Origin of the sequence: Agarilytica rhodophyticola (assembly GCF_002157225.2) — a bacterium.
GTDB classification, from domain to species: Bacteria; Pseudomonadota; Gammaproteobacteria; order Pseudomonadales; family Cellvibrionaceae; genus Agarilytica; species Agarilytica rhodophyticola.
The window spans coordinates 2,252,387-2,277,553 of record NZ_CP020038.1; the positions used below are offsets into that span (position 1 = coordinate 2,252,387).

General features: G+C 42.4%; 22 protein-coding genes. 15 read left to right on the forward strand and 7 right to left on the reverse strand.

The features are described 5' to 3' along the window. Window positions 1-9 precede the first annotated feature (9 nt). From murD to mutT, 13 genes are all read left to right on the forward strand, one after another. Window positions 10-1,371 carry a UDP-N-acetylmuramoyl-L-alanine--D-glutamate ligase gene (gene murD, locus BVC89_RS09540; RefSeq protein ID WP_245929364.1) on the forward strand — a complete coding sequence of 454 codons (1,362 nt, stop codon included), beginning with the start codon at window positions 10-12 and terminating at the stop codon, window positions 1,369-1,371. Further along, a complete protein-coding gene (gene ftsW, locus BVC89_RS09545) occupies window positions 1,368-2,501 on the forward strand; it encodes a putative lipid II flippase FtsW (RefSeq protein WP_086930976.1) in 1,134 nt (377 codons plus the stop codon). Before murD ends, ftsW begins: the two co-directional genes overlap by 4 nt. Beyond that, window positions 2,491-3,576 carry an undecaprenyldiphospho-muramoylpentapeptide beta-N-acetylglucosaminyltransferase gene (gene murG, locus BVC89_RS09550; protein ID WP_086930977.1) on the forward strand — a complete coding sequence of 362 codons (1,086 nt, stop codon included), beginning with the start codon at window positions 2,491-2,493 and terminating at the stop codon, window positions 3,574-3,576. The genes ftsW and murG overlap by 11 nt, the downstream gene beginning before the upstream one ends. Further along, window positions 3,569-4,999 carry a UDP-N-acetylmuramate--L-alanine ligase gene (gene murC / locus BVC89_RS09555; protein ID WP_086930978.1) on the forward strand — a complete coding sequence of 477 codons (1,431 nt, stop codon included), beginning with the start codon at window positions 3,569-3,571 and terminating at the stop codon, window positions 4,997-4,999. Before murG ends, murC begins: the two co-directional genes overlap by 8 nt. A gap of 15 nt (window positions 5,000-5,014) precedes the next feature. Next, a complete protein-coding gene (locus BVC89_RS09560) occupies window positions 5,015-5,962 on the forward strand; it encodes a D-alanine--D-alanine ligase (protein ID WP_086930979.1) in 948 nt (315 codons plus the stop codon). 18 nt (window positions 5,963-5,980) lie between these two features. After that, complete coding sequence (locus tag BVC89_RS09565; protein ID WP_086930980.1) at window positions 5,981-6,826, forward strand: cell division protein FtsQ/DivIB; 846 nt, start codon at window positions 5,981-5,983, stop codon at window positions 6,824-6,826. Between the two features lie 24 nt (window positions 6,827-6,850). Beyond that, on the forward strand, window positions 6,851-8,083 hold the full coding sequence (ftsA, locus tag BVC89_RS09570; protein ID WP_086930981.1) for a cell division protein FtsA: 1,233 nt from the start codon (window positions 6,851-6,853) through the stop codon (window positions 8,081-8,083). A gap of 43 nt (window positions 8,084-8,126) precedes the next feature. Next, window positions 8,127-9,284 carry a cell division protein FtsZ gene (ftsZ, locus tag BVC89_RS09575; protein WP_086930982.1) on the forward strand — a complete coding sequence of 386 codons (1,158 nt, stop codon included), beginning with the start codon at window positions 8,127-8,129 and terminating at the stop codon, window positions 9,282-9,284. A 365-nt stretch (window positions 9,285-9,649) separates the two neighbouring features. Continuing rightward, window positions 9,650-10,564 carry a UDP-3-O-acyl-N-acetylglucosamine deacetylase gene (gene lpxC / locus BVC89_RS09580; protein ID WP_086930983.1) on the forward strand — a complete coding sequence of 305 codons (915 nt, stop codon included), beginning with the start codon at window positions 9,650-9,652 and terminating at the stop codon, window positions 10,562-10,564. A 274-nt stretch (window positions 10,565-10,838) separates the two neighbouring features. Next, entirely contained in the window at window positions 10,839-11,765 is a 927-nt protein-coding gene (locus tag BVC89_RS09585; RefSeq protein WP_086930984.1) for a M23 family metallopeptidase, read from the forward strand. An 88-nt stretch (window positions 11,766-11,853) separates the two neighbouring features. Continuing rightward, complete coding sequence (gene secA, locus BVC89_RS09590) at window positions 11,854-14,589, forward strand: preprotein translocase subunit SecA (protein ID WP_086930985.1); 2,736 nt, start codon at window positions 11,854-11,856, stop codon at window positions 14,587-14,589. 26 nt (window positions 14,590-14,615) lie between these two features. After that, a complete protein-coding gene (argJ, locus tag BVC89_RS09595) occupies window positions 14,616-15,839 on the forward strand; it encodes a bifunctional glutamate N-acetyltransferase/amino-acid acetyltransferase ArgJ (RefSeq protein WP_086930986.1) in 1,224 nt (407 codons plus the stop codon). Window positions 15,840-15,842: 3 nt separating this feature from the next. Beyond that, window positions 15,843-16,247 (forward strand): 8-oxo-dGTP diphosphatase MutT, encoded by a 405-nt coding sequence (gene mutT / locus BVC89_RS09600; RefSeq protein WP_086930987.1) that lies wholly within the window; start codon window positions 15,843-15,845, stop codon window positions 16,245-16,247. Here mutT and BVC89_RS09605 read toward each other — a convergent pair. Beyond that, window positions 16,244-17,020 carry a response regulator transcription factor gene (locus tag BVC89_RS09605; protein ID WP_086930988.1) on the reverse strand — a complete coding sequence of 259 codons (777 nt, stop codon included), beginning with the start codon at window positions 17,018-17,020 and terminating at the stop codon, window positions 16,244-16,246. The two genes, mutT and BVC89_RS09605, sit on opposite strands and share 4 nt — an antisense overlap. A 168-nt stretch (window positions 17,021-17,188) precedes the next feature. Here BVC89_RS09605 and BVC89_RS09610 point away from each other — a divergent pair, with 168 nt between their 5' ends. Next, window positions 17,189-17,647, forward strand: coding sequence for a YybH family protein (locus BVC89_RS09610; RefSeq protein ID WP_086930989.1), 459 nt, complete (start codon window positions 17,189-17,191; stop codon window positions 17,645-17,647). A 360-nt stretch (window positions 17,648-18,007) separates the two neighbouring features. Then, window positions 18,008-18,757 (forward strand): hypothetical protein, encoded by a 750-nt coding sequence (locus tag BVC89_RS09615; protein WP_086930990.1) that lies wholly within the window; start codon window positions 18,008-18,010, stop codon window positions 18,755-18,757. Between the two features lie 170 nt (window positions 18,758-18,927). Here BVC89_RS09615 and BVC89_RS09620 read toward each other — a convergent pair whose 3' ends face one another. The 6 genes from BVC89_RS09620 to pilB all read right to left on the reverse strand — a co-directional run bounded on the left by BVC89_RS09620 (window position 18,928) and on the right by pilB (window position 24,606). Further along, entirely contained in the window at window positions 18,928-19,440 is a 513-nt protein-coding gene (locus tag BVC89_RS09620; RefSeq protein WP_086930991.1) for a pilin, read from the reverse strand. A 388-nt stretch (window positions 19,441-19,828) separates the two neighbouring features. After that, on the reverse strand, window positions 19,829-20,020 hold the full coding sequence (locus BVC89_RS09625; protein WP_086930992.1) for a DNA gyrase inhibitor YacG: 192 nt from the start codon (window positions 20,018-20,020) through the stop codon (window positions 19,829-19,831). Window positions 20,021-20,026: 6 nt separating this feature from the next. Then, window positions 20,027-20,635, reverse strand: coding sequence for a dephospho-CoA kinase (gene coaE / locus BVC89_RS09630; RefSeq protein WP_086930993.1), 609 nt, complete (start codon window positions 20,633-20,635; stop codon window positions 20,027-20,029). 3 nt (window positions 20,636-20,638) lie between these two features. Further along, a complete protein-coding gene (locus BVC89_RS09635; RefSeq protein WP_086930994.1) occupies window positions 20,639-21,532 on the reverse strand; it encodes a prepilin peptidase in 894 nt (297 codons plus the stop codon). A 146-nt stretch (window positions 21,533-21,678) separates the two neighbouring features. Next, entirely contained in the window at window positions 21,679-22,890 is a 1,212-nt protein-coding gene (locus tag BVC89_RS09640) for a type II secretion system F family protein (protein ID WP_086930995.1), read from the reverse strand. Window positions 22,891-22,896: 6 nt separating this feature from the next. After that, complete coding sequence (pilB, locus tag BVC89_RS09645) at window positions 22,897-24,606, reverse strand: type IV-A pilus assembly ATPase PilB (RefSeq protein WP_086930996.1); 1,710 nt, start codon at window positions 24,604-24,606, stop codon at window positions 22,897-22,899. Window positions 24,607-25,167: the final 561 nt, after the last annotated feature.

A 25,167-nucleotide genomic window follows, 5' to 3' on the forward strand; every position in this document is an offset into this window, starting at 1 on the left:
TAGGTTTTTGTGAATCAAACTGTAAATAACAAGCGATATGCGCTGATTGTCGGCATGGGAGCGACAGGGTATTCCATTGCCCGTTATTTACAGAATAAAGGCGAAGCGTTTCACATTGTCGATACGCGAACTTCGTCACTAATGGAAGAACAGTTTGCTAAAGCTTTTCCCGAGGCACAGCGCTATTTTGTAGAAATTGATGAGGGAATTATTGCCGGTGCTCATGAAATTTACTTGAGCCCCGGCGTGTCGAGAGATGAACACATTATCACCAAAGCCTTGGCACTTGGAAAGTCGGTTATTGGTGATATCGAATTGTTTTTACGTGCAGTAGATAAACCTGTTATCGGCATTACTGGATCTAATGGTAAGTCTACGGTCACAACTTTAGTTGGCTTGATGTTGAAAGAGGATGGACGCAATGTTGCCGTTGGAGGGAATATTGGAACGCCCGCTTTAGAACTGTTAAACACACAAGCGGATATCTATGTTTTAGAATTATCTAGCTTTCAGTTAGAAAGTGTCACTAAGCCCAACTTATTTATTGCTTGTAACTTAAACATATCGGCTGACCATATGGATCGTTACGATTCCATAAGTGCCTATGTCATGGCCAAACAAAAGATATTCTTAGGTGCGAAAAACGCGATATACAACTTGGATGATCCACTGACTCATCCTCCGGTTTTCGACGGCATGATGCGTTATGGCTTTGGCCTTGAATCCGGTTTTGCTGACGATGAAAAACACATTATATTCTCACCGCAAAACGGTTGGTTGTCCTTCGATCATCAAAAAATTGTTAGCAAAGACCAAATTAAGCTCAAGGGCATCCATAATGTTCGCAATGCTCTGGCCGCTCTAGCGATTAGTGGTGTTGCCGGAGTGAGCTTTGATGCTTGTAAAAATGTTTTGGCTGCGTTTTCCGGCTTGCCGCATCGTTGCGAATTTATCGCAGAGTATGAGGGTGTTACCTATATCAATGATTCAAAAGCTACTAATGTAGGCGCCACTAAGGCAGCTATTGATGGTCTCGCGGCTGAGTTTAATAAAATAATTCTTATTGCTGGTGGCGAGGGCAAAGGCGCAGACTTCTCTGAGCTTGGTAAGAGTATTAGACAAAATATCGATACACTCGTACTTATAGGAAAGGATGGTGAGCACATTGCCGAAACTGTCGGCAAAGATATCAACGCTATATTTGCCTCAGATATGAACGACGCTGTTCAAAAAGCGGCGACTAACGCTGGTTTAGATGATTTGGTGTTGCTATCACCTGCTTGCGCTAGCTTTGATATGTTCAATAGCTTTGAAGAGCGTGGCGATGTTTTTAGCGATTGTGTTCATACTTTGACGGAGCGCTGTGTATGAATATAAATCTTGAGCAAAAATTTAACACGCACAGAATTGACTTTGAATTAGTTTGTGTACTTCTTGCCTTAATTAGTGTCGGCTTGGTTATGGTAGCGTCTAGCTCCATGGACTTTGCTGCGGCAAGGTACGGTGATGAATGGTTGCTATTTCGCAAGCAATGTATCCTGCTAATGATGGGAATTAGTGCAGGTGTGGTTGTGGCTTGTATCCCTCTATCGGTGTGGGAAAAATATTCCGGCATATTTTTATGTTTAGCAATAATTTTTCTATTTATTGTTTTATTGCCCGGAATAGGTAAAAGCGTGAATGGTAGTCAGCGTTGGTTACCAATGGGTTTATTTTCTATTCAGGCATCGGAATTAGCAAAAATTTGCTTATTACTATTTTTTGCTAGCTATTTGGCAAGACGGCAAGATGCTGTGCGCTCAAGCTGGACAGCCTTCTTCGTCATGGTTTTTATTATCGGTATCATTGTTGTATTGCTATTACTCGAACCCGACTTTGGTAGCTCCGTAGTGATTACCTTTACCTTAGGTTCTATGATGTTTGTTGCCGGTGTGCCAATACTGCGTTTTCTATTACTTGCTAGCAGTGGTGTTGCTGGTTTTAGTGCAATGGCTTTTTTATCGCCTTATCGCTGGGAGCGCCTAGTAGCATTTATGGATCCGTGGTCTCGTCAATTTGATTCAGGCTATCAACTAGTTCAGTCTTTAATTGCTTTTGGTCGCGGAGAATGGTTTGGCTTAGGCCTAGGAAATAGCTTACAGAAATTATTCTTCTTACCCGAAGCCCATACGGACTTTATTTTTGCTATTTTTGCCGAAGAATTTGGCTTGATCGGAGCTTTATGTCTAGTCGCTCTTTATGTGTTTTTCATTTTTAAAATTTTATCATTGTCAAGAGAAGCAAATAGTAAAGAGAAGCTTTTTAGTGCGTATTTATGTTTTGGTATCGGCATTATGCTAGCGGCGCAATCCTTTATTAATATGGGTGTGGCTTCAGGCCTATTGCCGACCAAAGGATTAACTTTGCCTTTTATCAGCTATGGCGGCAGTAGCCTACTGATCACTTGCGCACTTATGGCGCTGGTGTTTCGTGTTAATTGGGAATTGCGCCATGAACAATAAAGAGCACAATAAAAAGATATTGATAATGGCCGGCGGCACAGGTGGCCATGTATTTCCAGGGTTAGCACTTGCTGAGGAGATGAAACTGCGCGGCTACCAAATTAATTGGCTCGGTACCCAGGCTGGTATTGAAACACGTTTGGTTCCGGCGGCAGATATTCCTTTGCATTTTATTCCAGTTAAGGGTGTTCGAGGCAAAGGCGTTAAAAGTTTATTGTTGGCTCCATTAAATATTGTTTCATCTGTTGCTGCAGCACTACGTGTGATACGCCAGTTGCAACCGTCGTTGGTCGTCGGTTTAGGCGGTTTTGTTGCAGGCCCCGGTGGTGTGGCTGCTAAATTATTGGGTATTCCTTTAATCATTCACGAGCAAAATGCAGTAGCGGGTACCACCAATCGAATTTTAGCTTGGTTAGCAAAACGTGTGTTAATGGCATTTCCTTGTAATTTAAGCAAGGGGATTTGTATCGGCAACCCTGTACGCCATGTGATCGAAGTGCTCGATCATCCAGAGTTACGATTGAAAAATAGAGATGGCAAGGTAAATGTTCTTATCGTCGGAGGTAGTCGTGGTGCCAAAGCCATCAATGAGATTGTTCCGGCTGCTTTCGGGAAGCTGACGGATAAAACAAAAATTAATATTTGGCACCAAGCGGGCGCCGAAAAAGATGAGGCTGCGAGAGAAGCTTATCGACAAGCCGGTGTCGAAGCTCGTGTTGAAGCATTCATTGATGATATGGCTGAAGCTTTTTCATGGGCAGATGTGGCTGTTTGTCGTTCTGGCGCATTGACGGTGTCTGAATTAGCTGCAGTCGGTTTGGGGGCGTTATTGATTCCTTTTCCCTACGCGATTGATGATCATCAAACTGAAAATGCCAAGTATTTAGCCAATGTAGGGGCTGCAATTATTAAGCAACAACGGGAATTAACCGTGGCCAATTTGGCGGAATTATTTAATAACAATTTCTTTGAAAGGAATAAATTAATTGCAATGGCGTGTAAGGCTCGTTCAGTAGCCAAGCCCAATGCAGCAAAAGTTTTTGCTGATCATTGTGAGGAAGTCGTGTATGGCTGATACAAATATATACCAAGTCCCAGAAATGAGACGTATTAAGCGCATCCATTTTATTGGTATTGGCGGTGCCGGTATGTGTGGCATTGCTGAAGTGCTACTAAACCAAGGCTACCAAGTCGTAGGTTCTGATTTAAAAGAGTCTGAAACGACCCGACGCTTGAGCAATATGGGAGCGAAAATTTTTATTGGCCACCATGCAGATAATGTTTTAGGTGCAGATGTGGTTGTCAATTCAAGTGCTGTACAAAGTGGTAACCCAGAAATTATTGAAGCACGAGAAAGACGCATTCCTATTGTCCGACGAGCAGAAATGTTAGGAGAGCTCATGCGTTATCGCCATGGTATTGCTGTGGCGGGTACACATGGAAAAACCACCACCACAAGTTTGATTGCCTCAGTGCTAGCCGCCGGTAAAAAAGACCCCACCTTTGTTATTGGAGGCTTACTTAATAGTGCAGGCGCAAATGCTCGCCTAGGAGATAGTCGCTACTTAGTTGCCGAAGCTGACGAAAGCGATGCCTCATTTTTGCATCTGCAACCTATGGTAGTGGTAGTTACCAATATTGATGCGGATCATATGGATACCTATGGTGGCGATTTCTCAAATTTAAAACAAGCTTTTATCGAGTTCATCCATAATTTGCCTTTTTATGGTATTGCCGTGGTATGTGGTGACGACCCAGTTATTAAAGAGATTATTCCTGAGTTATCCCGCTCTATTATTACCTATGGTTTTGGCGAGGATAATGATTACCACGCTTATGAGTTAAAACAATCTGGCGCTGGAGTTGCTTTTAAAGTTCGCCGCCCAGGTAAAGAGCAGGATCTGGAACTTGAGCTGAATATGCCAGGTAAACACAATGTGCTCAATGCTCTTGCTACGGTCGCTGTTGCCACTGATGAAAGTGTTGGTGAAAAAGAAATTCAAAAAGGTTTGTGTAACTTCTCTGGTGTTGGCCGTCGTTTTCAAATTTATGGTGAATTTGATATTTCTGGTGATGGTGAGTACTCCGTTATGTTGGTGGATGACTATGGACATCACCCTACGGAAGTGCAGGCTACTATCGATGCGGTGCGAGGTGGCTGGCCGGATCGGCGCTTAATTATGATTTATCAACCTCATCGCTATAGTCGCACACGTGATCTATACGAAGACTTTGTCGAAGTATTGTCTTCGGTCGATCAGCTTATTTTACTTGAGGTTTACTCGGCCGGAGAAGATCCAATACCGGGGGCTGATAGTCGTCATTTAAGTCGCAGTATTCGTAATCGTGGTTTGGTTGACCCTATATTTGTTGAAGGTATCGACGGTGTGCCTGCGGTAGTGAAAGACATTGTTCAGCCTGGGGACATTATAATTACCCAAGGTGCCGGTAATATCGGCGCGCTTGCTAAAGAATTGGCGAAAAGAAACTTACAGTAGTATTGGTATTAACAGATGAGTTATCAAAAACAGTTTCAAGGAGATACAAAAAAGCTTGGTCGCGTTGCTGTCCTCTACGGTGGCTTTTCGGCAGAGCGCGAAATTTCGCTGTTAAGTGGCGAAACTGTTTTATGTGGCTTATTGGATGCCGGCGTTGACGCTATTGGCGTGGACGTATCGAAAAATATGGTCAGTGAGTTGATTGCCATTAAATGCGATAGAGTGTTTATTGCTCTACACGGTATTGGTGGTGAGGACGGAAAAGCACAAGCACTGCTTGAGCTTTTGGATATTCCCTACACCGGCAGCGGTGTTGCTGCTTCGGCGGTAGCCCTTGATAAATTGAAAACTAAACATATATGGCAAGGCGTAGGTTTACCTACACCAAAATATGCCGTGTTAAGTGAATCAAGTGACTGGTCTTCAGTACTGGATAATCTTGGCGGTGAAGTTTTTGTAAAACCTGCTAATGAAGGTTCCAGTTTAGGAATATGTTGTGCTTGTACAGCCGATGAATTGAAAGAAGCCTATTTAAATGCGCTTCCCTTCGATAAAAACGTTATAGCTGAGACAAAAATCACAGGCAGAGAATTTTCTGTGAGTATATTAAACGGTGTTGCATTACCGGCTATAGAATTAAAAACCAATAATGTATTTTACGATTACGATGCCAAATACTTCTCTGACGAAACTCAGTACATATTTCCAGAGGATTTAACTCGGCGAGAACAAGAGGATTTATCAGCACTAGCAATACAAGCTTTTTGCGCTCTGGACTGTCAAGCCTGGGGGCGAGTAGATTTTATGCAAGATCAAGAAGGCAAATTTTATCTGTTGGAAGTAAATACCATACCGGGCATGACTAGTCACAGTATTTATCCTATGTCGGCTAAAAAAATAGGCTTGGAGCTTGGTGAGCTTTTATTAGAAATACTTGCAACTACAACAGACGCTAGTGCTTAAATTGATTGTTTAAATACTATGAAAAAGACGCGTAAATACGATAAACAGCAAGGAAAAAAGGCCGATGGAGCTCGTGCTAGCGCTCGCGGAGCCACTAGACAGCCAAATAAAGAGGAAAAGCCGCCTTTTAAATGGGGACGTTTTGTTGTTTTGGCAGCTTTTTTGGCCAGTGTCGCTTACGGCGGTAGCCAAGTGCATTGGCAAAGCATTTATCAAAAGGCGTCAGCGGCGGCTAATCGCCCATTAGCAAATGTAAAAATTGAGAGTGACTTTAAGTTTGTATCGCAACAACAGTTACAAGATATTATATCCTCAAGACTCAATGGGAGTTTCGTGGATTTGGATTTGGGCGATGTCAAACTAACAATTGAAAAAAATCCATGGATTGAAGAAGTATCAATCGAGCGAATTTGGCCAGATAGTATTAAACTTAAAATTAAGGAGCATCGTCCTATCGCTCGTTGGAATGACAATGGTTATATCAGCCATGATGGAAAATTAGTTATTGTTGAGTCCAATGAAAATTTAATGCACTTGCCTTTGTTATCAGGTGCATTGGCACAAAGTCATGAGTTAACTAAAAATTATTTAGTATTCACGGAAATTTTGGAAAATAGTCAACTAAAAGTAACGGGGATTAGTGTCGATAACAAAGGTTCGTGGAAAATCAAGATCGATGAAACTTTTAGTTTAGTTTTGGGTAGACAACGCATTTATGAGAGGTTAGAAAATTTTCAATACGTGTATGAACAACATCTTAAAGAACAAAAAACAAACATCTTGCGTATTGACATGCGTTATCAGCAAGGCTTGGCAGTGAAATGGAAAGAGTCGGCCTTGGTTGCCGCAAGTGCAGCACAATAATTATGAAATTTTTAGGGTGAGACGATGGCGAATTCAAGCGGAGGAAGAATGATTGTAGGTTTGGACATAGGAACGTCCAAGGTTGTGGCTATCGTCGGAGAAATCTCTCCAACAAACGAGTTGTCGATAGTTGGCATTGGCTCGCATAAATCTGTGGGTCTTAAAAAAGGTGTCGTGGTGAATATTGAGTCGACTGTACAGTCGATTCAGCGTGCAGTAGAAGAAGCGGAATTAATGGCGGGGTGTCAAATTCACTCAGTATTTGTAGGGATTGCCGGCAGCCATATTCGCAGTCTTAATTCACATGGCATTGTGGCGATTAAAGATCGCGAAGTGTATCCGCAAGATCTTGATCGTGTTATCGATGCTGCACAAGCAGTAGCGATTCCAGCAGATCAAAAAATCCTGCATATTTTACCGCAGGAATATTTGATCGATGACCAAGAAGGGGTGAAAGAGCCGCTTGGTATGTCAGGTGTTAGGCTAGAAGCAAAAGTTCATTTAGTGACTTGTGCCGTCAATGCTTCACAAAATATTGAAAAATGTATTCGCCGTTGTGGCCTTGAAGTAGAAGACATTATTTTAGAACAACTCGCTTCGAGTTATTCGGTGTTAACAGATGATGAAAAAGAATTAGGCGTTTGTTTAGTTGATATTGGCGGTGGCACGACAGATATTGCTATTTTTACAGAGGGTGCTATCCGTCATACCGGTGTTATTCCAATTGCTGGAGATCAGGTAACCAACGATATAGCTATGGCCTTGCGCACGCCAACGCAACATGCTGAAGAAATAAAAATACGTTATGCCTGTGCTTTGGCGAAACTTACAGGTATAGAAGAAACCATTAAAGTGCCAAGCGTTGGAGACCGGCCGGCGAGAGATTTATCCAGACAAGCTTTAGCAGAAGTGGTGGAGCCTCGCTACGATGAGTTGTTCACCCTGGTGCAAGCGGAATTAAGGCGTAGCGGTTATGAAGATTTAATTGCTGCAGGTATTGTTTTGACCGGTGGCACATCCAAAATGGAAGGTGTTATTGATCTGGCCGAAGAAATTTTTCACATGCCTGTGCGTTTAGGCGCGCCGCAAGATATACAAGGTTTAAAAGATATAGTTAACAATCCGATTTATTCTACAGGAGTTGGCCTATTGGTATACGGTAAAGACAAAGAAAAAGGTGTGCAGGGATCTTTTGTAAGCGAAGAGAGTGAAAGCACAATGAGCAAAATTAAATCGTGGTTTAGAAAAAATTTTTAAATTTTTTCAAAAAAGAATTTAAGGGGAAAGAAGAGGAACGCATATGTTTGAATTAGTTGATAATATCCCACAAAATGCAGTGATAAAAGTCGTCGGGATTGGCGGCGGCGGCGGCAACGCTGTTAAGCACATGATTTCAAACTCGATAGAAGGTGTTGAGTTTATTTGTGCAAATACGGACTCTCAAGCACTGAAAGATATCAATGCCGATACGGTGTTACAGCTTGGTAGTGGTATCACTAAAGGTCTTGGTGCGGGAGCCAATCCCGAGATTGGACGTCAAGCGGCGATGGAAGATAAAGAGCGCATTGCCGAAGTGCTTGATGGTTCGGATATGGTATTCATTACCGCTGGTATGGGTGGTGGTACTGGTACCGGTGGTGCTCCGGTTGTGGCTGAAGTGGCTCGCGAGCTGGGGATTTTAACCGTTGCCGTAGTGACTAAGCCTTTTCCTTTTGAAGGTAAAAAGAGAATGGCGCTTGCAGAAGAAGGTATTAAGCAATTGCAAGATCGCGTCGACTCATTAATTACCATACCTAATGAAAAGTTACTTGCTGTGCTCGGTAAAACCACCAGCTTGCTTGATGCATTTAAGTCAGCAAATGACGTATTACTGGGAGCAGTGCAAGGTATTGCGGATCTTATTATCCGTCCCGGTATGATCAATGTTGACTTTGCCGATGTTCGCACCGTGATGTCAGAAATGGGCATGGCAATGATGGGCAGCGGTCATGCTACCGGTGAGCAACGTGCGAGAGAAGCTGCTGAATCTGCAATTCGAAGCCCACTATTAGAAGATGTTAATCTGCAGGGGGCTCGTGGTATTCTTGTTAATATCACCGCAGGTATGGATCTATCTTTAGGCGAGTTTTCCGAGGTGGGTGATACCATTGAAGAATTTGCTTCCAGTGATGCGACTGTTGTTGTTGGTACCGTGATTGAGCCTGAGATGACAGACGAGATTCGCGTAACTGTTGTTGCCACAGGTTTAGGCGGGCCGATTGCTAAAGAAAAGCTTGAAACTAAAGTGGTTGTGGATAATACCCGTGGTGCCGATGGTCAGCCAAATTATGCCGCTCTCGATCGTCCACCTGCTTTACGCGCGAAAAAAGCGGCGACAGCTCAAAACAAGCAAACGCCACCTGCAGATGATATGGAATATTTAGATATCCCTGCTTTTTTGCGTAAGCAAGCCGATTAAGTTTTTGATGCATTCTTCTTAAGTTCTAAGGAAAAGATTTAGGGAGCATGTTTTAGAGAGCAACTCGATGCTGGATTATTGTTATCCAGCACGGAATTCCCCGTTCCGTATTGCGTTTCGTGTTACTTAGTTGCTCTCGAACTTTAGGTATGTTGGCGTGTCGAATATCTAGTTTTCATAAGGACGAGCCTACACAAGGAAAGGGTTAACTATAGGCGTAGATAGATTGATACGTGAAAATTAAGCATAGGTTGGACTATTACTTTTTATTGCTGTTTAATACGTAGCCAAATATTTGGACATAGTATCAGCTTCTGGTAAGATGCGCGGCCTTTTCGACAGTCGTTTTAATAGAGACCCTTCGTATGATCAAACAAAGAACCCTTAAAAATGAGATCCGAGCCACAGGTGTTGGTTTGCATACGGGGCAAAAGATTCATTTAACACTAAGGCCTGCGCCAATCGATTATGGCATTGTCTTTAGACGGGTTGACCTTGATCCCGCAGTTGATATTAAAGCTGCCGCTGAAAATGTTGGCGATACCACGCTGTCCACTACACTTATGAACGGTGAGGTTCGAGTATCCACCGTCGAACATTTAATGTCAGCGATGGCAGGTCTCGGTATCGATAATGCCATAGTTGAAGTTAGCGCCGATGAAGTACCCATTATGGATGGCAGTGCAGGGCCTTTTGTATTTTTGATTCAGTCAGCAGGCATACAAGAGCAAAACGCTGCTAAGAAATTCATCCGCATTAAAAAGAAACTAACGATCAAAGATGGTGATAAAGAGACAACTTTTCTGCCCTTTGATGGTTTTAAGGTTAATTTTAGTATAGATTTTGATCATCCAGTATTTAAAGACAGGAAATTAGACGCCAATGTCGACTTTTCAAGCACTTCTTTTGTTAAGGAAGTGTCCAGAGCACGCACTTTTGGTTTTATGCATGAAGTGGAATACCTGCGCTCCAAAGGTCTTGCTAAGGGTGGCAGTGTTGATAATGCCATCATTGTTGATAAATATCGGATATTGAATGAAGACGGTTTACGTTACGAAGATGAATTTGTTAAACATAAAATACTAGATGCAATCGGTGATCTATATTTACTTGGCACCAGTTTAATTGGTGAATATCGCGCACATAAATCTGGTCACGCACTCAACAACAAATCTCTGCTTGAGTTAATCAAGCGCACCGATACCTGGGATTTGGTCACTTTTGAAGAAGATAACGAATCTCCAATCTCTTATATAAAACCACTTGCGGCGGCGGTTTAGGCCTATATTTATAGTGGTTTTAGGCCAAATCACTACTTGGCTGTAAAAATCATCAACTGTCAATATTGGTATTTAATAAAAATTTGTGCCATGATTCACATCCTTTAACGAGAGTGGGTGACGGAAATGGGGACTTGTTCGTTGCCAAAAGAATAAATTTTATGCGTCTTTAGTACAAATTGGGATGCTTTTGTACTTATTTGGGTGTACTTGTTTAAGTGTGTTATATACTTAGAATTACTCGGAAAGACCAAATTTATCGATTTTTTGCCAGATGAAGATCATTGTTATAAGCAAGCGTCATAACAGCACCCGCAGTTTTAATGTTGGCGGGTGGACCCGTGCCTTTTTATCAATCTGTCTTCTCGGAATACCTATCGGCTCCTACCTGGGCTACCACAAGCTACTTAAAAACGACAAAAACATAGATTCCAGCATTACTCAAGCTTGGGTAAGTGCGCTCGACAAGCAAGAACAAGAAGTCAAAGATGTAAAACAAGAAGCTGAACGTAAGTTGGCCGCGCTGACATTAAGAGTCGCTGAATTGCAGGCTAGAGTTGTACGACTAGACGCTTTGGGCGAACGATTGACCACAATGGCCAAGTTAGACAAAGGCGAATTTGACTTTAGCCGCGTGCCCGCACTTGGTGGTCCCGAACTTGCCCTTGATGATGAATCCCTGGCGAGCCAGAATGATCTGCAATTATTGCTTGGTCAGCTGGGCGCAAAAATTGAAGATCGACAACAGCAACTCGATGTACTTGAGGCTCTGTTGGCGAAACGTAAGTTGCAGAGCGATGTTTTCCTCGCTGGTCGACCGATCAAGTCTGGCTGGATGTCTTCCAAATTTGGTCGTAGGACTGATCCATTTACTGGGCGTATTGCTTGGCATGCCGGAGTGGATTTTGCCGGTAAGCAAGGCTCTGATATTGTATCTGTTGCAGCGGGTGTCGTGACCTGGTCGGGTGAACGTTATGGTTATGGCCAGATGGTAGAAGTGAATCACGGCAACGGTTTCACTACACGTTATGCCCATTGTAAAGAAAACTTAGTAAAAGTTGGCGATATTATTAAAAAAGGCCAAGTAATTGCCCTTATGGGGTCAAGTGGTCGCTCAACTGGTCCTCACGTCCACTTCGAAGTCTATAAACATGGCCGAGCTGTCGATCCGTCCACATATATTCATCGCGCAAGTCGCTGAATCCTCCTATATAATTCCCACCCCCTCGAAAAACAATATTTAGTAACCATATAGTGGTAATACTCAAACCACGTTATTTGGACGTCATATGTTAGCAAAAACTTTTAGAGCTGTTTTTGGGTCAAAAAACGATCGTGAAATAAAACGCATGGGCAAGGTCGTTAAGAAAATTAATGAATTAGAAGCGACCTATGAAGCACTAGACGCAGATGCCCTGAAAGCAAAAACGGCAGAGTTTAGAGAGCGTTTCAATAAAGGGGAAACTCTAGATCAGATTCTCCCGGACGCTTTTGCTGCTGTCAGAGAGGCGAGTAAGCGCTTTATGGGAATGCGTCACTTTGACGTACAGCTTATGGGAGGCATGACCTTACACGAAGGCCGTATTGCAGAAATGCGTACCGGTGAAGGTAAAACTTTGATGTCTACCCTGGCGGCATATCTCAATGCTATTCCGGGAAATGGTGTCCATATCGTTACCGTTAACGACTATCTTGCCGCGCGGGATGCTAACTGGATGAAGCCTTTATATGAGGCGCTGGATCTGAAGGTAGGTGTTATTGTTTCGATGCAACACCCAGAAGACAAGCGCGCTGCTTACGATGCGGACATTACCTATGGCACCAACAATGAATTTGGTTTTGATTATTTGCGCGACAATATGGCTTTGCGTAAAGAGGATCGCATGCAGCGTTCCCACAGTTTTGCTGTGGTGGACGAAGTAGACTCAATCCTTATTGACGAGGCTAGAACTCCTTTAATTATTTCTGGTGCGGCGGAAGATAGTTCTGAGTTATACCGCACGATGAACAAGTTAATTCCTTCTTTGGTAGAACAGCCTCAACAACCGGAAGGCGTCGAAGAGCCGATCGAGATTACAGGCCACTTCACCATCGACGAGAAATTACGCCAGATAGAGCTGACCGAGATCGGCCATCAGTTAGTCGAAGAGTGGTTATCGAAAAATAATTTACTGGAAGAGAATGATAGCTTATATAACGCCGGTAACTTAAGCCTTTTGCACCACGTCCATTCGGCATTGAAAGCACATAAGCTGTTTAACAACGACGTCGAATACATCATCCAAAATGGTCAGGTTGTATTAATTGACGAACATACAGGTCGTACTATGCCTGGCCGTCGTTTATCTGAAGGGCTGCATCAGGCGATCGAAGCGAAGGAAGGGGTGGAAATTCAGGCAGAAAGCCAAACACTTGCTTCCACAACTTTCCAGAATTACTTCCGTATCTATGAAAAATTAGCCGGTATGACTGGTACAGCGGATACCGAAGCCTATGAATTCAAGCAGATTTACAACCTTGAAGTGGTTGTTATTCCACCCAATAAAACGATTGCCCGGCAAGATTTAAATGACCTTGTCTACCTAAGTATTGATGAAAAATACGACGCTATCATTGCCGATATCAAGGAGTTTCGTAGCAAAAATGCGCCTGTTTTGGTGGGAACGGCCTCTGTTGAAACGTCAGAAGCTATGTCTCGACGTTTAAAATCTGCTGGTATACAACACGAAGTATTAAACGCCAAACAACACGAAAGAGAAGCCTATATTATTGCCCAGGCCGGAATACCTGGTGCGGTAACTATTGCCACCAACATGGCTGGTCGTGGAACTGATATTGTCTTGGGAGGAAACTGGGAAGCAGAAATCGCACAGTTAAAAGAGCCCTCTGATGCTCAGGTTGCCAGCATTAAGGAAGATTGGAAGAAACGTCATGAGACCGTTCTTGCAGCAGGTGGCTTACATATTATCGGCACCGAGCGTCATGAATCGCGCCGTATCGATAATCAGCTGCGTGGCCGTGCTGGTAGACAAGGTGATCCAGGTTTATCGCGTTTTTATCTATCTCTGGAAGATAATCTAATGCGTATCTTTGCCTCAGAAAGAGTGCGCAATTTCATGCAAGCTTTGGGGATGGAAAAAGGGGAGGCCATCGAACACCGTATGGTAACCAACGCCATTGAAAAAGCGCAGAGAAAAGTTGAAGCCCGCAATTTTGACTATCGTAAGCAAGTATTGGAATACGATGATGTGGCGAATGATCAGCGCCGAGTTATCTATACCCAGCGTAATGAGTTGTTAGAATCTGATGATATTGAAAACGCCATCGCCGGTATTCGAGATGATGTGGTCAACAATGTAATTTCTGGTTTTGTGCCGCCTCAGAGTATTGAAGAGCAATGGAATATTGAAGGTTTGGAGCGTGCCCTAGAAGACGATTTCGGTATTAAATTGACGATCCAAAAATGGCTTGATGAAGACGATAATTTGTTTGAAGAGCCCCTACGTAAGAAAATTGTCGAGGCTGTAGACGCCGTCTACCTCCAGAAAGCTGAGCGTTTTGGTGACATTATCCGCACCCTTGAAAAGCAGATTATGTTGCAAGTGCTGGATACATTGTGGAAGGAACATTTGCAGAATATGGATTACTTACGTCAAGGTATTGGTCTGCGTGCTTATGCTCAGCGTAATCCTAAGCAGGAATACAAACGAGAATCTTTCGAGCTGTTTCAAAAGCTGTTGGATAATTTAAAGCATGATGTCACTCGTATTCTCTTCCGTGTTGAGCCTATGTCTGAGCAGGAAGTGGAAGAAATGGATCGAAGACGTCATGAAGAAGCTGAACAACAAAAGTTAAAAATGGAACATGAGCAGGTGTCTCAGCTAACGCCAAGTGAAGAGCAACCGCAGGAAGTGGTAGACACTGAACGTCCCTATGTACGTTCAGGTAAAAAAGTAGGGCGTAACGACCCTTGCCCATGTGGTTCTGGAAAGAAATTTAAAGCTTGTCACGGCAAATTATCTTGATTTAGAGCGCAAGAGGATGGATTTTTATGGCCGTTGGTAACAGTGTTTGGCCCGAGTTTTATCCTATTAAAGGAGTGAAGCTTGGAGTTGGTGAGGCCGGAATTAAATACTCGTCACGTAAGGATTTGGCTTTAGTTGTTCTGGATGAAGGTTGTGAAGTTGCCGGTGTATTTACCCAAAATGCCTATGCTGCAGCACCTGTAGATATTTGTCGAAAGCATCTTGGGCAAAATAAAAGTATTCGCGCTCTAGTGATAAACTCGGGTAATGCCAATGCCTGTACAGGCATTGAGGGTGTGGATGCAGCGCTGCGTTGTTGTGATAAAGTAGCGCAACTTACCGATATCGAGCAAACGCAGGTGCTGCCCTTTTCCACCGGGGTCATTGGTGAATTATTGCCTTTTGAGAAAATTGAAGCGGCTTTACCAGCGGCGTATGAGGCCTTGTCTGAAAATAACTGGCTATCCTTTGCACAAGCGATTATGACAACAGACACCCGCCCCAAGGGTGCGAGTAAACAAATTGAATGGCAGGGGCAAACTCTTACCATCAGCGGTGTTGCTAAAGGTGCGGGAATGATTAACCCTAATATGGCGACGATGCTTGCATTTATCGCAACAGACGCCCCTGTAAGCAGCGATATACTAGACAAGCTATCCCGCGTAGCGGCACAACAATCATTTAATCGGATCACCATTGACGGTGATACTTCCACCAATGACGCGTGCATATTGATTGCCACAGGAAAAGCCGAACTTGAAACTATCGAAGCGGAAGATACGCCCTTATTTAACCTGTTAAAAGATGCTGTTATCGAAGTTTACCAATCACTCGCACAACAGATTGTGAAGGATGGTGAGGGCGCAACTAAGTTCGTTAAAATAGAAGTAATGGGGGGGCGTGACAACCAAGAGAGCCTTAATGTCGCTTATGCTGTTGCTCATTCTCCCTTAATTAAAACAGCCTTATTTGCCTCTGATCCAAATTGGGGAAGAATTGTTGCTGCTGTAGGGTACGCCGATGTAAATCAGCTCGATGCGAGCAAAGTACGTATCTGGATTGATAATGTGTTAATTGTTGAAAATGGTGGTCGTGCCGCCAGCTACATGGAGGAAGATGGGCAAAAAGTTTTTAACCAGGAAGAGTTTTCTATCCGGGTCGACTTGGGCCGTGGTGACGCTAGTGAGCTTTTGTGGACATCAGACCTCTCCCATGAATATGTTCGTATTAATGCGGAATATAGGAGCTAGTGTATGACATCTACTGTTCATGTTGCTGTCGGTGTTATTTTTGATGCTCAACAAAAAATTTGCATTGCTAAGCGCCCAGAGGGAAAACATCTTGCGGGTTTGTGGGAGTTTCCTGGTGGCAAGGTAGAAGAGGGTGAGAGTGTGCAGCAAGCTCTCAAGCGAGAGCTTTATGAAGAGCTTGCCATTACTATTAATGGCTCAAAGGAATTCATCCAAATTCGCCACCAATACCCTACTAAAACCGTTCTATTAGATGTTCATACCATTCACCAGTTTGATGGTGAAGCTAGTGGTAGTGAAGGACAAGTTATTCAGTGGGCTGAGTTATCTCAGTTAGACAAGTATAGTTTTCCAGAAGCAAATAAAGAAATTATCCAGGCTTTACTTGAGCGCTACTTAGTTTCTTAAAGCCAGTACTGACACCTTTGTACCAGTTCAGTTTGGTTACTAGCTCCAGTCTTTGAGCGTGCACTGCGAAGTTGAAATTCAATGGTTCGAATAGACTTATTAAGTGTCGCTGCAATTTGTTTGTAGCTAAGACCTCGTGCTGCTAGACGGACGGCATCAAGCTCTGCGGGGGAAGGTTTGTCAGTATGTTGCTGTGTATTAATTCTTCGGCTTATACTCAACACTGGTGCTAAGAAGATCTGGCAAAACTGCATGACGAAACACTGTTCACTCGATTGCCAGGTTCTTCCCGACTCTAGATCATCAATACAAACAATACCGTAAGCACCTTCCTCATCATCTAGCCGTTGGGCTAATATGGCGCGGCTACCGACTTGCTTGAAGCTTTCTTGAAGTCCACCGATGAGAGGGTTGTTTCTTATATCGTGGTAGGCGATTGGATTTGGGCTAAGCCATACTCTTTGTAATACCTGACTTTTGTTTGGTAAATCTATGCCGAACATCGAGGGTGCGCCATCAGCAAGGTGCTCAGCAGCCGTTGAGTATAACTTAAGACGATGCGAGCCGAAGCCTATATCTACCCGACCGACGGCCAAATGTTGTGCGAGATAGCTTAAAGCAATTTCCATAACATGTTCATGACGATCTATTTCTATCAGCATGTGAGCTACAGCATTGAGCGTTTCCTGTGCAAATAAATGGCGATTACTATCGAGAAATCGGGTGCGTAAGGTCTTTGAGTCCCAACTATTAGCTTGTGCTTGTGCTGCCATCTCAAGTTTCCAAAAACTGTATTTTTGTGTATATATTGTACTGTATACGTAAAAATTGCGATATCGACCACGTCTTTAATTCAGTAATTTATCTCCTGCTTGGTATGTAGTTGTTTCCTACTTCCTTGTTACAAGACTAAAGAAAATGATTAAAAACAGGAGCATACTATGAAAAAACTGTATCGTGTTTTATTCGCTTTATCTATTCAATTGCTGTTATCCGCTCCAAGTTTTGCTTGGTATGATAGACACCTGGAGCGCGTTGAAGACGCTAGCGAATTATTTGTAGAAAACTTTAATAAAAAGGATAGTGCTGCTCTAGGTGAATTCTATACTCGCAGTGGTGCTTTAAAATTGCCGGGAACCTCGGCTGTTGCTGGAAGGCATAATGTGGTTGATGCCTGGCAAGCAGGTTTTGATGGCGGTCTTGATTTTCTGGTTTTAAAAGCAGAAGGGGCACGCCGAACTAGCCGTAACACTGTGCTGGAAAATGGCCGATATGAGTTAACTATCCAGACACCAGGCGGGTCGATTATCCAGCGTGGCACTTTTTCGGTATTGTGGCGCGTTCCAGCCAATCCACACCGGAGCCCTAAAATTATTTTCGACGCTATCGATGCAGATTAAGTAATAAAATGAAGGTTTAGTCTAGGTGGAATGAATCTTCGCATAACATAATAGTAGGCACTGTAAAGTGTTGATGGTGCCTGCGATTGTTATCCTTTCAATAATTGTTTCATCGTTAGCTCATGTGCAGTTTAGCTAGTGTTTTTATACAAAGATGCTGACTCTAAAAGGGCTTTAATTATTATGGCGACCTATCGTATCGTATCTGTAAAGACGAATCTTTTGAACTTGTCTTTTCCTTTAAATTAGTTTTTGCATATTTGGCTTCTCTCTTACTCTTATGGAGCACGCGCTCTATAATAGCTTATAGAAGATCACTTCTATCTTAAAACTCTAAACAACTTTCGAAGTTATTAAATTATGATGATTAACGTTCATTCGCGTTGGCAAGCTTTTGCAGTGCATTTAGGTATTAGTTTTTTGTTATTTCTCGCGCTTGCAGGGGTTATAAAATTACTATGGTATCCAGGGTTACTATTTAATACAGAAGGTGGCTGGGAAGGTATAAAGTTAATTGCTGGTGTGGATCTGGTGATCGGACCACTATTGACTTTATTGGTCTATAACACGGCTAAAAAAGAGTTAAAAAGAGATCTTCTTATTATAGTCTTGATGCAATTGTTTTGCATTTGTGGCGGTATGTTTGTGGTTGAGCGAAATAGACCAATTGCCATAATTTATGCTAACGATATCTTTTATACTGCGACGCGAACTCAATTTGAAGAATACGATATCGCTGTGGATTCTGTTCCACTGCTCCGAGGTGATTCCTGGCTTGCTTGGATTAGCCTCGATTTACCGGATGATCCAAGTGAACGTAGGAAAGCAACTGTTGAGCGCTATATGGAAAGTGATATAAGACGAGCTATTGAACTGTATCAACCATATGAAACAAACAAATCCCGTCTTAGAAATGAGGGGTGGTCATGGGATGTAGCAATAGAGCGTGGCTATTCCCCCGCTGAACATCTTAAATCAGAAAGTATTCGCTTTTTTAATTTAATTACACGCTATGATCTATATAAAATAGCAGTTGATGTGGGTACTGGTAAATTGATCGAGGTCATTCCCACACGTGATACTAAAGAGAGAAGAGACGATAATGAATAAGGCATGAGCCCTATTTAGAAAATAAAAAACTCATCATTGAAAAAGTGATTTTATATCTAATATGTCAATAATATGGCTACTTCGCAGATGAATATGTTTCGACTTTTTGTAGGCATTAAAAAAGCCAGCTTGCATCACAAGCTGGCTTTGAAAATGCAGATGAGCTGATATTACTTACATTGTGATGGCAAGTAACGAGCTATTACAGGGTTAGCAGGTGCTGTAGGTGCATATCCATTTGCAGTTGCAGTCACGTTGGTCGCACCAGCACATGCCCAGTCGATATTACCAGCTGCACCAGAAGCTAGCGCAGCGTTACCAACAAATGGAGAAAGTGTGATTTCGTTAGCACCGTTTAGCTGAGGTAATGCATCGGCGCCTACATCATAAGTGACAGTGATAACACCGGTGTTAGCAGCAATGGCAATTGTCTGAACATACTTGGTGGCAACGAAGTTAGCATTCCAATCAGTGCTAGCAGCGTTCATAGCGGTTACATCACCAGCAGCGAATGATTCACTTACAGATACTTTTGCTGATTGCGCTAAGCCTAAACCTTCAGATACTTTAGTTCTCACAGTGTAGTCTTGGTATGCTGGTAAAGCTACGGCAGCTAAGATACCGATAATCGCAACTACGATCATCAATTCAATAAGAGTAAAACCTTGTTGTACTTTCTTCATTTATTTTTCCTCCAAAGGAAATAAGTGGCTATGATATAGTTAAGGTAAAGCTAATAGTATGCCAACTATTAGTGGGACTCTTTGGAGCAGCTGTTTGCAGAGCAATTGAATAAACTAGCGCCATTTATATAAGTTTTTAGTGTTAATGTGGTGACAATTTCTGTCAGCATATGCTGAAAATCTTCACTCCATTGGTGTATAAAATGTATAAATACGATATTGAGGTTATCGAAAACTTGTCTGTACTACAGTTCACTTCCAAAGATGCTGCTATATTGATGAGTTAAACGATTATTACACGTGTATTTTTTAAAGTTGCTGTGATCGGATGAACTTCAACATTGCCTTTGGTTAGGATGACAGCAATATTTCTAATATCAGTTTTACCTTATTCAAGATCTTCACTCCAGGCATCTGTCTCTAAGCTATTGCCCTCGACGCTATAGCTCTCTTTTGCCCACTCGCCGAAGTCAATATCACGGCAACGTTTACTGCAAAAAGGACGAAAGAGAGAATCTTTTGTCATTAATACTTCTTTTTTGCATATAGGACATTTTACTGAAAGGGTTTTAATTGTCATGGCGACCTATCTCATCGAATGGTTATCTTTCATTAATAGGTATTGTCGATGTAAATTGAGTACTTGCTGCTTGGTATTCTCAAATGTTCCTGAGTTATCAATAATATCATTTGCTTTGGCAAGTTTTTCTTCTCTAGAGAGTTGGTTGGCAATAATTTTTTCCACCTGAGCACTATTTGTTTCATCTCGTATGGTGGTGCGCAAAACTTGTTGTTCCGGTGTAATATCGACGACGGCTATCCTGCTAGTGAGCTCAATATCTGGTGATTCCAATAGTAGAGGACTTGAAAGAATGGCGTAAGGGCTACTTGATTTTTCGAGTGCCAGACGTGTTTGTCTGCGAATAACGGGATGCAATAATGATTCTAACCAGTGTTTCTCTTCTGGTTGGGAAAATATAATATGGCGCAGTTTTTTTCTATCAAGATTGCCGTTATCTAAAAGTATGGTGCTGCCAAAGTGTTGTTCAATCTTATATAGACACTGTGAACCAAGCTTTACAACTTCACGGGCTATAACATCCGTATCAACAACAGCTATACCTAATTCTTTAAATAAGTTAGACACCGTGGTTTTTCCTGAACCAATGCCTCCTGTCAAGCCGACTATAAACATGAGTTAATTTAATTTTAACATTTGCAAGTAAGAAGAGAGTATGAAGTCTCCCCAAAGGAAGGCAATCCAGCCAGCTATCGCTAAATATGGGCCAAACGGAATAGGTTTATTTTTATCTTTACCGTAAATAAGGATACCACAAATCCCTATAATGGCTCCCACTAAAGAAGATAAAATAACTATCAATGGTAGGGCTTGCCATCCCATCCAGGCGCCCAAAGCTGCCAGTAATTTAAAATCTCCATAGCCCATACCTTCTTTCTTGGTGATGAGTTTAAATATCCAGTAAATGCTCCACAGAAATAAATAACCTGAAATTGCGCCAATAATCGCATCGTTGAGAGACGTAAATGTGCCAAAGAGATTGGCAATTATTCCCAACCATAATAAAGGGTAGGTGATGTCGTCAGGTAATAACTGATGGTCTATATCAATTAACGTTAGCGCTATTAAACTCCAAGTTAAAATTACAGCAAATCCTGAGGCTACGGATAAGCCCATTTGTGAGACGACAAAAGCAGTGAGTAAACCTGTAACGAATTCAACGATAGGATATCGGGCACTAATGTGTGCACCACAATAATGGCATTTACCTTTTAATAGAAAAATATAGCTAATAACAGGGATGTTGTGCCAGGGCTTAATCGGAGTTTTGCAGGCAGGGCAATGAGACGCGGGATATGCGATATTAAAAGTTGTATCTTCTCCCATATCTTTAAGTTGGCCGACTTTTATTTCGCCTTTTTCAATTAGTATATCTCGAGCTTGTTGGTGCCAGTCACTAAATAAACTTAGGGGTAAGCGGTATGCTACAACGTTTAGAAAGCTGCCAACTAACAGTCCTATGATTAAACTGAAGAAAACAAATAACTCATTTATCCAAGTGAGGTATGTCAAGTGAACCTCTCGTTAAAGGGCACAAAAAAATACATGGTTAAACTCATGACTAAGATTAATTAAGAGAGAAACGACTCGTGTTTGGTATGGGGGGATTCACTAGGCATGAAAAATAGCAATGTAATTTTTCATGCGCTCATGATCTCTTAAATCGCTTGACCTATTTGGAAGATAGGTAGGTACATTGCGATCAATAGCCCCCCAACTAAAACACCCAGTACAGACATGATGAGAGGCTCAAGTAAGGAAGTAAGGCTATCTACTAGGTTGTCGACGGCCTCTTCGTAATAGGTAGCCACTTTATCTAGCATTTCATCCAGTGCGCCAGATTCCTCGCCTATTGACGTCATTTGGATTAAAAGTGAAGGAAACATTCTAGTGTGGTCAATGGCTATATTGAGTTGTGTACCTGCTGATACTTCTTCTCTAATTTTTAATGTGCATTTTTCATAATGGATATTGCCAGTAGAGCCTGCAACTGACTCTAAGGCATCGATTAGGGGGACACCAGCAGCAAATGTTGTTGAGAGTGTTCTAGCGAAACGAGCGCATATGGACTGGTATATAATATCGCCAATAACAGGGATTTTTAATGTTACTTTATCTACAGCGCTCCGAAAGGCGAAACTCTTTTCTTTCAGTTTACCAAACGCTAGGAAGAAACCAGTAAGTGATATTAGCACTATCCACCAATATTCTTGAGCAAGATCTGATAAATGTAAAACAAATAAGGTAAAAGCTGGTAGGTTCGCACCAAATGAAGAAAATGTCTCTGCGAATTGCGGGACAACTTTAATTAATAATATGGCAGTAACTACAATAGCCACTACAACTACAGCAATAGGATAAGTTAATGCTTTTTTAATTTTAGCTTTTAATTGCTCAGTTTTCTCTTTGTAAAGCGCGATGCGGTCAAGCATCGTTTCTAGTGCACCAGATTGCTCCCCGGATTCTACAAGGTTGCAGAATAATTCATCAAAATACTTAGGTTGTTTACGCAGAGAATTGGCAAATCCACCACCCGATGCAACATCTTCTTTGATACTTTTGATCAAATTTGTCATATTGGGGTTTTCAGAGCCATCTGCAACGATATCAAAGCTCTGCACCAATGGTACGCCCGCTTTCATCATGGTAGCCATTTGTCTGGTAAAAACAGCGATATCCATAGGCTTAATCGCCTTACCGCCACCGCCAAATAATGGTTTAGGCTTACGCTTTACACCTGTAGTTCGAATACCTTGTTTGACAAGCTGAGCTTTGGCTAACGCCGAGCTGGAGCTGCTAACTTCACCTTCGACCTTATTACCTTTGCGGTCGATGCCTTTATAAACAAATACTTCTGAAGTGGCTGCCATTGATCATTAATCCTTCGTTACCCGATTTGCTTCTTCTAAACTCGTCGTACCCATCGCCGCTTTGCGTAAGGCCGAGACTCTTAAGTTATTAAACCCTGATGCCTTAGCGGCATCAGCGATCTGAATGGAGTTACCTCCTTCCATTATAATGCGTGATATTTCCGGAGTAATGCGAACCACTTCATACACACCAACACGTCCCTTATAACCTTCATTACACTTCTCACAGCCGTTTGGTCGGAATAGTGTGATTTCATCTCGCGTCATACCGATATCATCGAAACCTTCCTCTTTAAACACTTCTTCAGGAATATCATCAGCCGGTAGTTTACAGCTATTGCATAGTCTTCTGGCAAGGCGCTGGGCAATAATTAAACTTACCGTTGTTGCCACATTAAATGTGGGTACCCCCATATTTAACAAGCGCGTGAGTGTTTCTGCGGCACTGTTAGTATGTAAGGTTGAGAGCACTAAGTGACCTGTTTGAGCAGCCTTAATGCCAATCTCGGCGGTTTCTAAATCTCGAATCTCACCTACCATGACAATATCAGGATCTTGCCGCAAAAATGAACGAAGTGCTGATGCAAAGGTTAAGCCTACTTTTGTATTAACATTCACCTGGTTAATGCCTTCCAGGTTAATTTCTACTGGATCTTCGGCGGTAGAAATATTGCGCTCTATGGTGTTTAAGATATTTAAGCCGGTATAAAGGGATACGGTTTTTCCTGATCCTGTAGGCCCTGTCACAAGAATCATACCTTGCGGCTGTTGAAGAGCGTCTAAAAACATTGCTTTTTGACTATCTTCATAACCGAGAGCGTCGATGCCCAATTTTGCACTAGAAGGATCGAGAATTCGAAGTACCACTTTCTCGCCGAACAAGGTCGGTAATGTGTTAACGCGAAAATCAATTGCCCGCGTCTTGGAAATCTTCATCTTGATACGTCCATCCTGTGGCACCCGGCGCTCAGAAATGTCCATTTGTGACATAACTTTTAAGCGTGCCGCTAGCTTGATCGCCAAATTTACTGGAGGACGGGCCACTTCTTTCAATATTCCATCGGTTCGAAATCTTACACGGTAAGCTTTCTCATAAGGCTCAAAGTGAATATCAGAAGCGCCAGTTTTAATCGCATCCAAAAGCACTTTGTTAACAAAGCGTACAATAGGTGCTTCGTCTACTTCATTGTCGTCTTTTTCTTGAGAGTCATCACTTACGGCTTCAACTTCGAGTCCATCGAGATCGTCTCCATCCAGGCCACCTAGGGCATCACCTAAGCTTTCCTCTTCTGCATTTAAGTATTTTTCGACAGCACTTTGCAGTTTGTCGGCATGGGTAAGCAGAGCTTCAGTTGTTAAGCCGGTGTTAAATTTGATTTCATCCAGGGCGTGGAGGTTAGTCGGGTCTGATACAGCAACGTACAAGCGTGTGCCACGTTTAAAAATGGGCAACACCCGGTGTTTTTGGATCAACTTGATATCCACCAAGCCATTGGGGAGAAGACTATGATCCAGCGACTGCATGTCGATAAGCGGGGTACCAAACTCGTCAGATGCTGCACCTGCTATAGCGCTGGAGCTGATGTCGGAATTGCTCACCAGATAGAAGGGCAGGGGGATTTTTTCTTTGGCAGCCGTTTCTACGGCTTTTACAGCATCTTCTTGAGTAAGAAGCTCGTCTCTGACAAGCCGCCGAGCCAGTCCACTTAACATCATGATATAAGGTCTACCTTTCTTTTCTCTGATCAGGATAAAGAGTGAGTACGATTGAGTATACTCTAATACTATGTATCCTTACTTTAGCATTTCCGCGAAAAATACACAGTAAGGCTATGAAATATTTGATATTTACATCTAGCTTGGATAGCAATTATTGAAGCTTTATATCGGTTTTGGCTGATAATTGTCATATAGTGACGTAATAAGTCTTTTAGGTGTGTGGTCTAACTAGGTTGATAGACGCAATAAACAAGACACCTGAGATATATAAACGATGAAGGCTTCTTTCTCATAGCTCATATTCTCAATCCAAAGAGTTGTTCCCTGGGGCATTGTTCCAGTTAATGGTAAATTCTCCCCGTTAATTATTGTAGATGTATCACATTGTTGTGCGCGGGAATTCTACAGCCCCTCTTTTTGTACGAAGTCTTGATGTGTTTGATTACTGACCAATATCGAGCGTCGAGGACGAGGCTAAGTTATCATCACTGACAACGTTGGTAGTTATACTTATGCACTGGATTTAGGTTACCTACTCGGTGGCTGGTACTTGTAACC

Bases quoted from the DNA above. Each gene is read 5' to 3' on its own strand.
- murC (WP_086930978.1), top strand. From the start codon at position 3,569: ATGGCTGATACAAATATATACCAAGTCCCAGAAATGAGACGTATTAAG.
- BVC89_RS09560 (WP_086930979.1), top strand. From the start codon at position 5,015: ATGAGTTATCAAAAACAGTTTCAAGGAGATACAAAAAAGCTTGGTCGC.
- mutT (WP_086930987.1), top strand. From the start codon at position 15,843: ATGACATCTACTGTTCATGTTGCTGTCGGTGTTATTTTTGATGCTCAA.
- ftsA (WP_086930981.1), top strand. From the start codon at position 6,851: ATGGCGAATTCAAGCGGAGGAAGAATGATTGTAGGTTTGGACATAGGA.
- BVC89_RS09640 (WP_086930995.1), bottom strand. From the start codon at position 22,890: ATGGCAGCCACTTCAGAAGTATTTGTTTATAAAGGCATCGACCGCAAA.
- ftsW (WP_086930976.1), top strand. From the start codon at position 1,368: ATGAATATAAATCTTGAGCAAAAATTTAACACGCACAGAATTGACTTT.
- argJ (WP_086930986.1), top strand. From the start codon at position 14,616: ATGGCCGTTGGTAACAGTGTTTGGCCCGAGTTTTATCCTATTAAAGGA.
- lpxC (WP_086930983.1), top strand. From the start codon at position 9,650: ATGATCAAACAAAGAACCCTTAAAAATGAGATCCGAGCCACAGGTGTT.
- BVC89_RS09585 (WP_086930984.1), top strand. From the start codon at position 10,839: ATGAAGATCATTGTTATAAGCAAGCGTCATAACAGCACCCGCAGTTTT.
- coaE (WP_086930993.1), bottom strand. From the start codon at position 20,635: ATGTTTATAGTCGGCTTGACAGGAGGCATTGGTTCAGGAAAAACCACG.
- murG (WP_086930977.1), top strand. From the start codon at position 2,491: ATGAACAATAAAGAGCACAATAAAAAGATATTGATAATGGCCGGCGGC.
- BVC89_RS09565 (WP_086930980.1), top strand. From the start codon at position 5,981: ATGAAAAAGACGCGTAAATACGATAAACAGCAAGGAAAAAAGGCCGAT.
- secA (WP_086930985.1), top strand. From the start codon at position 11,854: ATGTTAGCAAAAACTTTTAGAGCTGTTTTTGGGTCAAAAAACGATCGT.
- pilB (WP_086930996.1), bottom strand. From the start codon at position 24,606: ATGATGTTAAGTGGACTGGCTCGGCGGCTTGTCAGAGACGAGCTTCTT.
- BVC89_RS09615 (WP_086930990.1), top strand. From the start codon at position 18,008: ATGATGATTAACGTTCATTCGCGTTGGCAAGCTTTTGCAGTGCATTTA.
- ftsZ (WP_086930982.1), top strand. From the start codon at position 8,127: ATGTTTGAATTAGTTGATAATATCCCACAAAATGCAGTGATAAAAGTC.
- BVC89_RS09610 (WP_086930989.1), top strand. From the start codon at position 17,189: ATGAAAAAACTGTATCGTGTTTTATTCGCTTTATCTATTCAATTGCTG.
- BVC89_RS09605 (WP_086930988.1), bottom strand. From the start codon at position 17,020: ATGGCAGCACAAGCACAAGCTAATAGTTGGGACTCAAAGACCTTACGC.
- BVC89_RS09625 (WP_086930992.1), bottom strand. From the start codon at position 20,020: ATGACAATTAAAACCCTTTCAGTAAAATGTCCTATATGCAAAAAAGAA.
- BVC89_RS09620 (WP_086930991.1), bottom strand. From the start codon at position 19,440: ATGAAGAAAGTACAACAAGGTTTTACTCTTATTGAATTGATGATCGTA.